At 68.7% G+C, this 12191-nt stretch carries 9 protein-coding genes; 4 read left to right on the top strand and 5 right to left on the bottom strand.

The window, feature by feature from the left end:
* Positions 1–42: 42 nt before the first annotated feature.
* The 4 genes from ACGFIR_RS09650 to ACGFIR_RS09635 all read right to left on the bottom strand — a co-directional run bounded on the left by ACGFIR_RS09650 (position 43) and on the right by ACGFIR_RS09635 (position 6009).
* The gene (locus tag ACGFIR_RS09650) at positions 43–459 is read right to left on the bottom strand and encodes an Imm1 family immunity protein (protein WP_393144239.1); all 417 of its coding nucleotides are present in this window, start codon (positions 457–459) and stop codon (positions 43–45) included.
* Entirely contained in the window at positions 456–1469 is a 1014-nt protein-coding gene (locus tag ACGFIR_RS09645; protein ID WP_393144237.1) for a DUF6244 family protein, read from the bottom strand. Before ACGFIR_RS09645 ends, ACGFIR_RS09650 begins: the two co-directional genes overlap by 4 nt.
* Positions 1470–1694: 225 nt before the next feature.
* Positions 1695–5177: a hypothetical protein gene (locus ACGFIR_RS09640; protein ID WP_393144235.1), complete on the bottom strand. Its 3483-nt coding sequence runs from the start codon at positions 5175–5177 to the stop codon at positions 1695–1697.
* A complete protein-coding gene (locus tag ACGFIR_RS09635) occupies positions 5170–6009 on the bottom strand; it encodes an esterase/lipase family protein (RefSeq protein WP_393144233.1) in 840 nt (279 codons plus the stop codon). The genes ACGFIR_RS09640 and ACGFIR_RS09635 overlap by 8 nt, the downstream gene beginning before the upstream one ends.
* 318 nt (positions 6010–6327) lie before the next feature.
* On the opposite strand from ACGFIR_RS09635, the gene ACGFIR_RS09630 reads away from it, so the two are divergent.
* Positions 6328–6942: an HNH endonuclease family protein gene (locus ACGFIR_RS09630; RefSeq protein WP_393144722.1), complete on the top strand. Its 615-nt coding sequence runs from the start codon at positions 6328–6330 to the stop codon at positions 6940–6942.
* Between the two features lie 162 nt (positions 6943–7104).
* Here ACGFIR_RS09630 and ACGFIR_RS09625 read toward each other — a convergent pair whose 3' ends face one another.
* Positions 7105–7332 carry a hypothetical protein gene (locus ACGFIR_RS09625; RefSeq protein WP_393144231.1) on the bottom strand — a complete coding sequence of 76 codons (228 nt, stop codon included), beginning with the start codon at positions 7330–7332 and terminating at the stop codon, positions 7105–7107.
* A gap of 417 nt (positions 7333–7749) precedes the next feature.
* On the opposite strand from ACGFIR_RS09625, the gene ACGFIR_RS09620 reads away from it, so the two are divergent.
* The 3 genes from ACGFIR_RS09620 to ACGFIR_RS09610 all read left to right on the top strand — a co-directional run bounded on the left by ACGFIR_RS09620 (position 7750) and on the right by ACGFIR_RS09610 (position 12040).
* Positions 7750–7872, top strand: a complete 123-nt coding sequence (locus ACGFIR_RS09620; protein ID WP_393144229.1) for a hypothetical protein — start codon at positions 7750–7752, stop codon at positions 7870–7872.
* Between the two features lie 271 nt (positions 7873–8143).
* Complete coding sequence (locus ACGFIR_RS09615; protein ID WP_393144227.1) at positions 8144–9928, top strand: Hsp70 family protein; 1785 nt, start codon at positions 8144–8146, stop codon at positions 9926–9928.
* Between the two features lie 48 nt (positions 9929–9976).
* Positions 9977–12040 carry a hypothetical protein gene (locus ACGFIR_RS09610; RefSeq protein WP_393144225.1) on the top strand — a complete coding sequence of 688 codons (2064 nt, stop codon included), beginning with the start codon at positions 9977–9979 and terminating at the stop codon, positions 12038–12040.
* Positions 12041–12191: the final 151 nt, after the last annotated feature.

The following is a 12191-nucleotide window of genomic DNA, read 5'->3' as shown; positions in this document are numbered from 1 at the left end:
GGCGGTGGCGCCAGGGCCCGGGACCTGCCCCTCGCCACGCGATCACTCGCTGACGGCCGACAGGCGCGGCGGTTCGCCGCCAGTCATGAGAAAGGCAACTGCCAGCTGGATAGCCGTTTCAGGCCGAAGTTGTAGGTACTCGGCCGGGTACTCGGTGGGCACTCCGCCGAAATCGTATTGGAGTCCCTCGGTTGGGGTTTCCGCTGTGGGGTCGTTGAGGTAGCCGCCGTCGTCGGCGATGTGTACCGCGAAGGCGTGGGTGGGGTGACCGAGCCCGATCTGGATGCCAGGTGGCAGGTCGTCGGGGTCGTCGTTGGTTTCGCTGAAGATGGTCAGCACGACGGGCTCGCCGGCCTGCTGGATCTCGCGAAGGAGCGTTTCCAGGGCGTGGGGGTCGGTCAGCTCGACCTCGTGGTTGTCGCGCTGGTCGCCCCGGTCGTAGGTCCAGGTCACCTTCATGCGATCGCCTTTCCGTTGCCGGTGTAGGTACGCCAATGGCGTACCTGCCCGTCATCGTCGCGTACGTAGACAGCCAACTGTGCGCCGGCCGGCAGCAGCCGGGAGAGGATCTTCTCGCAGCCATAGGGGGTGTAGTCACACGGCGGATTGTTCGTCACGACAGCCGCCTCGGTGACGTGGTCGCGGCGCATCCGGGCGGCAAGCTTGGCCTCCAGATGGTCGGTCGTGGTGGCGATGAGCTTGTAGGCCGGCTTCAGATCTGCGGCGGCGGCCGGGTCACGGCCAGACCTCATGGGTATCCACTTACCACCGATCAACGCCACACCGGAGGTAGGATCCTTGGCCTGCCGTCGGGGCAGGTCCCGAGCGGCATCCGTCAACCCTTCGGGCAACGGATCGGCTGGAGCAGGCGCCTTCGTTGCATTCGCAGAAGAGTCGCGTGCGGCGGATGGCCGGCCGATGTCGCTACCACCGTCCGTGATCAATAGTCCCAGGTCACCCACCTGCCTAGCCTGCGCCAGCGCCGCCTCGACGTGCTGCCGAGCCTCGGTCCCACGTATCCGGACAGCCGCCAGGACCTGCAGCATCTGCTGTAGGCGCGACAGCGTCGGACCGGGCTGTCCTCCCTGCAACGCCGCTGTGACCAGTCGTCGCGTGTCGTTTAACGCGGATGCTGCCGCCGTGATGTAACCGTCGGTGGCGGTGAGCGCGGCCACCACCGGCGTGAGCGCGGCGATTGTTTCCTGCGGCGATGGCTGCTGCGCTACGGCGCTCAACGCCCGCAACGCCTCACCCAGAGCCCCGTCGGCCTCCGCCAGGCGAGACCGAGCCGGCCGGAGCGCTTCTCGGGCGCGAGCCAACCCCACAGCGATGCCGGCGAAGCCGGAGGCCACCGCCCGGGCGCTGATCTGCTCGATCGCTTGGTCGACAGCTGCGGCCTCGTGCTGCGCTCGGTCTACACCTGCCGCCATCGCCTGCAAACCTGCGCCAATGGTGTCGATCAGCGACATCGCACCACTTTCCGGCTCCGAGTCCATACCGAACCGTGGCAGTGTAGGGACGAGTATCGGTGGAACACAACCAATGGCTGATCGGCTCCCGGCCGAGAATCTCATTCCTCTTGAAGGCCGGCAGGCGTCAGGTCGACTTCCTCCCGCCACTATGGAGCGGTGGTCAGGCGCTGCCGGTCAGTGCACACCCAGCTGTCAGCGAATCTTGCCACCTGCAGATCCATCTCACTGCGAATCCTCGGATGGGCTAATGCGTCCTGCTATTCCATCAAACTCTCTGCGGCGCTCGACGGGCAGCGTCGCGCGCACCTCGGCGATCACCGTGGGCAAAATCCGCTTTTGGTCGGTTTTTTTGGCGTGCCGCTCGAAGACCTGCCACATCGTCCATAGATGCTGCACGTTCGAGGTACCGCCGACGCGGGCGCACTGCACGGCGTAGTTGAGTGCGCCGAGCGCGAGCGTGAATGCAACCTCGGGGTTGCCTGATTGTGACTGCACCTCGGCCAGCGTGCTCAGACACATGGCGTCGTCGGAGGCGGCGCGCACGGTGGGGCGTTGCTCCCGCATGCGGGCTCCGGTGATCCGAGCGGCCTCCATGGCCGAGTACCTCGCCTCCACAAGTTCGGAGGAGCCAGTCATCGCAATCGTCAGTGCCAAACCATTGTGTGCGTTTAGTGCGATTTCGTTGTATGCCGCGGGCGGCCTGCCGTCCGGCGCGGCACGGCAGAGTGCCGTCGCCGCCCGGACTGCGAGCCGTGCCGTGCCGAGATTGCCGGCGTGATCGCCTGCAATCTGGCCGTACGCCACCGCGTTGCTGCAGAGTGCGGCGACTTGAGCTGCCGGATCTGCGCCGAGCTCTGACAGCGTCTCAAGCGTCGGCAGACAATCCCGAACGATTTCGACCACCAGGCGCAGATGTTCGGGCTTGCCGGTGTCGGCTTGGTCAACCCAGGTGCGGGCGATGATGGTCGCCGACTCGCGATGCTTCTGCTCGAGCGCGGTGTCGTCCTGGGCTGCCAGGAGAAGGGCGTTGACCGCGTGTCCGGAGGCGGCGAAGTCGCGGTTTTTCGTCACCAGGCCGTACGCGAGGTTGAAGGCTAGCTGGGGCTCACGGAAGTCGTCTGCCGCGTGCTTCAGCAACGGGCCGTACTTCGCGATGGTCGCCGTCGCGGTGCCGTCGTCGGTGTCGAGCAGTCGAGCGGCGTGCTGAATCGCTAGCCAGCCGACCAGGTCCGCGGCAGATGACGGCGCGGGCGGTAGCTGCGCTGGTAGGAGGCGACCGATCGTCGCGGGCACCTCGTCGGGCCGGCCGGCGCGGGACAGGCTGAACGCGTGCGTGCGCAGGACGTCCCGGATCTCCTTTGCCTGCTCCCGGTCGAGTGTGACGAGGTCATACTCGAGAGTGCTTAGGTGTTCAACGGCGGTAGCGGCGGCGTCGAGCCATCGTTTGAGCTCGATGTAGGCTGCGGTTAGGAGCCGAAGCGAGCGGGACAGCTGCGGCCGGTAGCCGCTGCGGACGTGCTCCACGAACTTCCGCCTAAGGTCGACGGCGATCTCGGCGGTTTCCACGGCGTCCTCAACCAGCCCGTCCTTCAGCTCGGCGTAAGCCAGGTTGTTGAGCGCCTCGGCGAGTAGCGGCGCGTAGACCGGCGACAGGTCCCGGGCGAGAGGCATGCGGATGGCCACCGTCTGAGCCAGCAGATGTCGTCCCTCCTCGAGCCGGCCGATCTCCCGCAGCCGAAGGCCGAGGTTGTTCATCGTGATGCTGGCGTCGGCCTGCTGCTCGGGGTCCAATGCCTTGAAGTCGCGCGTCTGCACGGCCAGCAGGCGTCTCTCCAGCTCCACGGACTCCTCGATGTGGCCGTTGTCGGCGAGGGCGGTGGCATATGTGCTCAGTGCGGCGATATGTGCACTTGCCGTCTCGTCCCCGCCCTCGTCAATCCACTGCCGGAGGAGGATCACCGCGACATGACTGAAGGCCAGGGCGTCGTCGGCCTGCCCGAGCGCCGACAACTGCTGAGCGTGGGTGGCGAAGATGACGCCGACGGCGGACTTGTCGACGCCCGGAACGGTCGTCACCTCGTCCTCGGTGACGAGAATCTGTGGCCTCAGCAGCGCGACGGCCCGTCCCGTGAACTCCGCCGCTTCCCGCCGATCACCAGCCGCACCGAGGCTGCGCCCGAGAGCCATCAGGTGACTTATCTGGTTGTCGGGGGGAAGGTCCAAGAACTGCGGGTCCGCGCAGACCCGCCGCAGAACCGCGACCAGGCCGTCGTGCATATCGAGGTTGGCTCCGTAGCCGGTGACCTGATCCATCACGTCGGCGAGCCGGCGCATGAGATCGAAGGTCAGGTCCGGAGCCAGCCGCTCAACGACGCCCGGAGCGCTGACCCAGCTGAGTAGCGGTTGCCGGTCGAGCGCCTCGACGAGCATCCGGCGCACGTGCGGCCAACGCTCACCGGTGTCGGTCAGGACCGTCAAGACCGTGCGCAGGAGCACATGCGGGACCGGCCGCATGGTGCCCTCGACCTCAAACCGGAGTTCCCAGGCCAGCAGCGTCCGGACGAGGTGATCGCAGGCCGGGCCGCCCCAGCCGCCCAGGTGATCAGCGTCCGGAGCGGTCGTCAGGGCACGGGCCAGCGCGTCTTCACCCAGTCGGTCGGGAAGCAGCGGCCACAGCATCCGGTCTCGCCTCGGCGCCGGGTACAGCCGGGCGTGGTCGGCCAGCAGAGTGTCGCGATCGGAGAAGTTCAGATGGGTCAGAACAGACTCAGCAAACTGATGGCTGGTGCCGCCGAGCATGGTCGCCAGCAAAACGCAGCGGAACATTCGCTCCAACGGCGTTTCGAAGCGCGGCACGGCATCGGCGGCCATCCGGGACCAGTGGTCGAGCTCGCGGTCGAGAAGGCTCGCCGACAGCTGCGGCCAAGTCGAGCCCGACGATGTCGAGTGCGAAGGCTCGATGACCCCCAACACGTCGAGCAGGGCCTTGGTGTGGACGCTCAGCGGGTGACCGGTCTCCGGCGGCGAGCCGGGGGCCAAACCGACCGGCGCGCCGAGGTGCGCGACGAAAGCTTGGTGGGCAGCCCGGTACATGACCGTGGCGTCGCCGTCGCCGTCGCCGACCCGTACCCGCACTAAGGTGAACCCTGCCCGGCGCAAGCCAGATGACATGACCGGCCAGAACGCCTCTGACCGTGCCACCAGGAGCAGGCGGACCGGCGCCGGGCTGGTGAGGGCCCGCTGAGTTAGCTCCTGCAGACCGGAGCGGGTCCATCGGTCCGCGTAGTCAACAAGCACCAGCGTGCCCGCTGGTGCGGACGGCTCTGACACGTGCTCGTGGTCGTCCAGCTCGATGGCGCTGCCGGCAACGAGGACCCGCCAGTTTCTCCCGGCAGCAACGCGGCAGGTCTGCAGCGCTAGCCGGGTCTTCCCGGCACCGGCCGGGCCGGCCAGCAGGAGGGCGCCTCGTGGTGCGTCATCGTCGAGCCAACCAAGCAGTGTTGTGTAGTCCGGTGAGGAGACGAACGGGACCAGTTCGAAGATCGGGTTGAGGCACGCGGCTGGTCCCGCGCCGTCGGGCAGCGGCGGCGCAGGAGCCAGTGGGCTCAGCCGGATCTCGGATGCCGCGCTGCGCACCGTGTTGCCGTCGCCGGCGATGATGACGCCGTAGTTAGGGCCATGGACCTCGACGCGCGGGTCAGCCATCGACGGTGTTTCCGCTGCCCAGAATGATCGTCCCGTGGTTTGGTCCGTGCACCTCGACGCCCTTCGGTGCGGCCCGGGTTTCCGGGCTCCGCAGCAGATCGGCCACGAAGTGACGTACTTGGCCGTAAACGAGGTCACGGCGGCTAACCGGCTTGACGATCGAGATGTGGTCGGCGTCAACCGGGACCGGCCGCACGCGGGGCAAGCCCGGGTTGGCGGAGGTCTCGTCGACGATCCGGACTCCGAATGTGGGCCGCGTCTCGAAGAACACCAGGTGGCGCAGTCCGGCCTCGTTCGCCCAGTCGCGATAGCGATCATTGAGCTGGCGCAGGTGGGGTGCGTTGCGGCGCAAGTCGGCTACGGCCGGCGTGCCGCGGTAGACCTTGCCGAGGGCGTCGACTGCCTTGGTGATCCCGGCGCCCGTGTGCGGCGTCGCTAGGAACACCACGCCCCGCACGGCTCGGGCGAAGACGGCGAAGTCATCCCGGCCCTCCGATGCGTGCATGAGCATCTCCTTGGCTAGCAGGCCGCCCATGCTGTGCGTGACAAAACATAACGGCCGGTCGCCGATACCGTGGTTCCGCAGCAGCGCCATCAGGTTGATCGCCCGGTCCGGGATGCTCATCGAGTGGCCACGCCAGCGGCTCGACCAGGCGTCGTAGTCGGCTGTCCATGCCGCAACGCCATCGATGTCTTCGGCCAACCACTGGGGCCAGAAGGTGCCGGGCGCCCCGGTCGACCAGGATTGACGGGCATCACCGTCGAGCCCGTGCAGGAAGACGAGATCGATCGAAGCGTGCTGCGGGACGTGGACCTCGAAGACTTCAGTCATGGCGGGATCCCTCCTGGTGGTCAAAGTCTACGCACCGTTTCAGGCAGACCCCGTTGTCGTAAACCTTGCTCGGCACGCGTGCCGCACGGTCCGCAAGCTCTCGACCGGCATCCGGAACGGGCGGCGTGCGTGGGAATCCGGACCTTTGTGGCTGGATCGGCTGAGGCGCGCCGTCGCCTCTTTACGTGGATGGCGTTCGATGGACATGCTCGTAGGAGACGGTCATCGTCTCAACCCTTGACGCCGAGGAGACCTACCGTGCGAATCTCCCGATACCTTTCCCAGCCTGGCCGCGTCGTGCGTTGTGCCGCGGGGATCATGATGGCGGTGGGCGTCAGCGCAAGTGTGGTTGTCGTGAGTGCTGCGCCGGCGTCGGCGACCCCGCCGGGTATCCCGACGAAGTCAACCGCGCAGTCGCGGCTCAACGCTCTCAATGTCAGGGCCGAGGGCTCGATGACCGGGTACTCGCGGGACAAGTTCCCGCACTGGATCACCATCAGTGGCCCCTGCAACACCCGGGAGCAGGTTCTCAAGCGCGACGGCACCTCCGTTGTCGTGGACAGTTCCTGCGCGGCGGTGTCCGGGCGCTGGTACAGCCCGTACGACGGAGCTACCTGGTCCGCCGCCTCCGACGTCGACATCGACCACGTTGTGCCGTTGGCCGAGGCATGGCGTTCCGGGGCGAGCGGGTGGACGACCAGCCGGCGGCAGAGCTTCGCCAACGACCTGACCGGTCCGCAGTTGATCGCGGTCACCGACAACGTCAACCAGGCCAAGGGCGATCAGGACCCGTCGACCTGGCAGCCGCCGCAGTCGACCTACCGGTGCACCTACAGCAAGATGTGGATCACCGTGAAGTACAGCTGGGGTTTGGCTTTGCAGTCGTCGGAGAAGTCCGCGCTGCAGAGCATGCTCAACACCTGCTCGTCGTGACACGAACCCCTCCTGCGGCAGAAGGTCGACAGGCGTTGAGGTGACTGTCGTCTGTGCGCGGGAACGGTGCGGGGACCGGATTGGTGTCGGCTCCCGCACCGATGGCGTCACACACGATCGTCGTGCCCGCACCTGCCCGCAACGTCATGCGCATTGCCCTCGTCAGTCCTCAGCGGGCCCGGCATAGCGGTACACCGGTGGGTGGTCCTCCGCGTCGTCGCGGACGTATCGGTGCTCGACCGGCTGACTCGGGTGATCGGCAGCGCCGAAGTAGAAGCCGACCTGGAGGAGCAGCACCACCTGTGGCAGTGATCCCGCCTCACCCACCTCGACCGGTGCGAGGCGTCCGTCGGCCGGACCACCCAGAAACCAGGCCTCGACAGCGGACATCAGCGACTGCCCGCCATGTTGACGATCACGGTCATGAGTCCCACGACCGCCGTGATGGGGCCTCTGGCTGCGGTCACACCGGCCACCCGGGCAGGGTGGTCCGGCGCTGTCCATCTTCGCGCTCGACGTGCCCGCAGTCCGTCAACGCTGGTCATGTTCGTGTCCTCTCGACTTCTGCGGGCCGACGCCGTGGTGATGGCCCTGCCGTACCTCACCAGCAACCGGCGCGGGCACGCTGCCCCGAAGGGGCAATTTGTGGATAACGCAGCATCCTGTGGAGAAGTTCATGGAGCCGGAACCTCCGGCGCAGTGACCAGGGTTTGACTGGATCCACCGACATCACGACGAGTTCGGCTGCGGTACATCTACTCGCGCACCTCGCGGCGCGGGTCGCGGAGGCGGACCACGGTGAATCACATGAAGATCGAGTTCGACGGTAGTTGCCTGCTGCAGACCGGAGGCCCTGATCGGGTGGCAGACGAGGGCGAGCGGGCCTGGTTTGTCGAGCATCCGCAGCGGCGGTACTGCGGTGACCGGTAACCGAGCATGCGGAAGTGTGAGGCAGCCCAGCCTAGAAAGAGTCGTTCGTTGGGGGAGATGCCGTGGTGGTTCGGTTGAGGTTCCGCTGATCCGCTGACCGAGGGCCACCCTCACCTCATGGCAGTCGCGGGCAGTGACGTGTGGGTGACAGCCCCGTGATCATCGTGCTTGACTGGGGCCTATGCGGTCGGGGGAAGCGCGGCTGGCGATTGACTGGGGCAGTGCCAGCACCACGGCGGTGTTGGCGTGGCCTGACGGGACATGGTCGCCGTTGACGTTCGGGGTCGAATCGGCGCTGTCCAGCGCGGTGTTCCTGTCCGAGGACGGCGGTGTCATCACGGGGCAGTTGGCCTGGCAGGCTGCGGCCGGGTGCCCGGAGCGTTTCATTCCGGCTCCGCGCCGCTCGATCGAGCAGCAGGTGGCGCTGCCCGGTGGCGAGGCCGACGCGGTGGACCTGGTCGCGGCGACGTTGCGGCAGGTGGCTGAGCGGGCTGGCGCCGTCGCCGGTGGCGAGGTCGAGGATGTGCGCCTGGTGGTGCCGGCTGGCTGGGGGCCACGGCGGCGTACCTGGTTGCGGCACGCGGCGCATCGGGCGGGCTTGCCGCAGCCTCGTCTGGTGGAGGCGCCGGTGGCCGTGGCGACCCGGTTGCTGGCATCAGGTGTGCAGTTGCCGGTCGGGTCTTATGTCGTGGTGTGTGATGTGGGTGGCGGCGCGGAGGTGAGCGTCCTGCGGCGCGGGCCGGCCGGGTTCGAGGTCCTCGCCACCCTGTCCGATGCGTCCGCTGGCGGGTCCGCTGTCGATGACGCGTTGATCGGCGCGCTCTGCGTCGGTGAGCCGAACGCGCCTGTTCCGGACGGGCCGGCGTCGGACGGTGCGCGGTGGGTGCTGCTGGCCAGTGTCCGCGCGGCGAAGCATGCTCTGGGGGAGCATCCGGCGGTGACGGTGCCGCTGCCGGGTGGGCCTGCGGTGGTGGTGAACGGCAGCGTGCTGGAGCAGGCCGCGCGGCCGATCGCGCAGCGCGTCGCCCAGTTGGCCGTCAAGGCGGTCGCCGCGGCGGAGGTGGATCCGGCTGAGGTCGCCGGCCTGTACGTCGTGGGCGGTATGGCTGGTATGCCGTCGGTGGCCGAGGCTCTCGCCGAGGGTGTGGGTGTGGCGCCGGTCGTGCTCGCCGATCCAGCGCTGGCCGCCGTCTGCGGAGCGGCGGACGCGGGCGCGGCGAGCGTCGGGGTCGGGGCGGATGTGGTGGAGTCGCCGGTGCCGCCGGTGCGGCGGGCGGTGGCGATCGCGGTGCCGGGCTTCGCGTCGCTGGTTTTAGTGGCGCAGTTCCTGCTCACGGCGCAGTGGAATGGCTGGTACTTGCACCGGTGGGCGCTGCTCAACTGGGGTGAGCTGGCGATGGCGGCGGTGTTCGCGCTGGTCGCTGCTCTTGGGGCGGGCACGGTGATCGCGTCCGCGCTCGCCGCCCGCCCTGGCGAGGCACCGGCGTCTGCGGGTGGGCAGGTCGGCACGGGCATTCTGGCGTCGATGTCGTTGGGTGTGGCGGTGGCCGGGCTGTACGCGGTGGTGGGTAGCGTCTACATCGGCCAGGAGGTGGGTTCGTTCCTCCGGTGGGCGTTGCTGCCGATCGCACCGGTGGTCGTGGTCGCTGCGGTGATGGCCGTGGTTGCCGCCCGGCAGTGGCGCCAGCCCGTGGGCGGCTGGTCGCAGGTGCTGGCGTTTCCGATCGGCTCGGTGGTGTGCGCGGCGGTGGGGATGGCGCTGATTCAGTACTCGCTGACGGCGGACCGGTGGCCGGATCTGGTGTTGTGGATCGATGCCGCTGGCCGCGTTGGTGGGCTGTTGCTCGGTGTCGGGGTGGTTATGGCGGTCGTGTCCACGCCGCTGCTGCGGCTGATCCTTGCCGCTCCGCTGGGGGTTATCAGCGCGGCGATCGTTAGCCAGGCCGCATCCGGGATCCTCGGGATCATCTACGCGACTGCGGTCGCTGTGTGGTGGGCCCGCCAGGTGTGGGCGCGCGTCATCCGGCCTGCCCGGCCGCCGGTGCGCACACCGTGACCACCACCATGCTCCTGAGGGTGGCGGCGTGTCGTGGGGGTGGGTGAGGTGCGCTGGCCGCGGCAGGTGGCGTACCTGCTGGTTCTTGCGTTGCTGCTTGTCGGTCCGCCGGTGGTGCTGGTCAGGGTTGTCGGCTGGCCCGCGAACGGTGGGCCGGACCTGCGGCAGTGGGTGTCGCAGCCGCTGACCGCGCAGACCCTGGCCGTGGCGTTGACCGTAGCGGCGTGGGCGGTGTGGCTGATGCTCGCCGCCACGGTCGCCGTTAGAGTGGCTGCGCGGGCCTGGGTAGGTGCACGGTGGCTGCGCAGGGTTCCGTTGCCCACCCCGTTGCAGGCCACCGCCACCGGCTTGGCTGGCGCCGCCGCGTTCGGGGCTGGCGCCCACACCGGAGCTACCGCTGTCGGGCCGCAGGTTGCGCTGCCTGTGGCCGCCGGGACTCTCTACCAGTCAACCGATCCCGATGCAAACGGCGTCGAGCGTCTCGACGGGGTGTCGGAGGTCGACAACGCCGGTGGGGTGGTGCTGCGGGAAGGCTGGCTGCCCTGGGATGTCGCTGAGCAGGTCGCTGCCGCCGCCGGGTTGGTGTGGCTGCGCCGCCGACGCACCTACCAACCCCACAAACCACGAGATGCACGCGACGATACGGACCTGGCGCCGCTGCCGGAGACCGTCGCCACGGTCCAGGCTGCCCTCGCCGCCCCCACACGACCGGCCCCGGCCACCGGCACCGTACCGGACGGGCCCGCAGGGTCGATCGCGTCGCTTCCGTCGGGCCGCATCGCATTGACTGGCCCGGGTGCCCTCGCCGCAGCCAGAGGCATGCTGGTCACCGCTGCTCTCGTCGGTCTGCGCCAGCCGACGGTGTCGGCACCCTTTGTGATCACCCGTGCCGCGACGCGCATGCTGCTCGACGCTGACATTGTGGCGCGGCCGTGGCCCGGCGTGGAGGTGGCAGGCAGCGCCGATGACGCCGGGGTGCTACTCGCGTCATCGGCCGCAGCCCGGTACAGCTCCGAGCGAGAAGACACCGGCCGGCCGGTGCTGATCTGCGAGTCCGCACCACGCAGCGAACCGCTTGCGGTGGCGTTAGCGGCGTGCGCCGCAACCGCTGTGTTCCTTGACGCTGGTACGGCCGAGGTGATCTTGCACGTCGACGCGGCCGGCCACACTCACGATCCGCAGCGACCCGACTGGGTAGGGCCTCGGCTGTGCGTGCTCGACCCGGTGGCGGCCACCGACCTGCTCACCGTGATCACCCAGGCGCACCCGCCTGACGTACACCCCGGCGCCGGGTCCACGGCCGCGACCGTGACTACACCCAAGCGACCACGCATCCCCCGCCAAGCGACCGGTGAGCGTCTCGACCACCCACCCGACCGCGCCGCTGCCGGACAGCTTGATCTGCGGGTTCTCGGTGAGCCGACCCTGATCGCCGACGGCACCCCCGTGCCGATCCGACGCAGCGCCGCCCTGCAGCTTCTGGTCTTCCTCGCCGTGCACCCCGACGGAGGCAGCAGCCAGCAGCTCGTCGAGGCCATCTGGCCGGGCCTGCCCGCCCATCGGCTCACCGGCCGCCTCTACACCACCCTCAGCGACCTGCGAACAACGGTGCGGGCGGCCTGCGGACTGGTCGTCATCGACCACATCGACAACCGCTACCGCCTCAACCCCGGCTTCTGCGATGTCGACCTGTGGCGGCTGCGTACCCTGGCCGCGCACGCCGCCACCGCCGTCACCAGCCCAGCCACCATCTGGCAAGCGATCGCTGACGCCTACAGCGGTGACCTCGCCGCCGGCCACCAGTGGCCGTGGCTGGACCCGGCCCGGGAGGCCACCCGCCGCCACGTCCTGGACGCCTACGCCGCCCTCGCCGCCGCCGAGCCGGACCCACGACGCGCCCTCGACTTCCTCCAGGCCGGTATCCGCGTCGACCCCTACAACCAGGCCCTACACCAGCAGGCGAGCAAGATCCTCACCGCACTCGGCGAACACGACACCGCCACCGAACTGACCGACACCTACCACCGTCGTCTCACCGCCGCGGGACTCCGACCCACCGACGCCCACCATGCCGCGCTACACGCCGGCGTGAAGCCGGTCTCCGGCCGATAGCGCCACACCGCCGCATTCCGTCGCCGGTACCACCGCACGGGCCGCGTCTCGTGTCAGGCGTCTGTGTTGCTGCCGTTAGGCGGGTGACCTGCGGTTGTGAGGTGGTGTGAGGTGGTGTGAGGTCCTGTCAGCCCTTACCGCACCGTCGCCG

Source organism: Micromonospora sp. NPDC049051 (assembly GCF_043197575.1).
Classification (GTDB): Bacteria; Actinomycetota; Actinomycetes; order Mycobacteriales; family Micromonosporaceae; genus Micromonospora.
The sequence above is the reverse complement of the archived record's forward strand: the minus strand, read 5'-3'. Positions and strand labels throughout refer to the sequence as shown.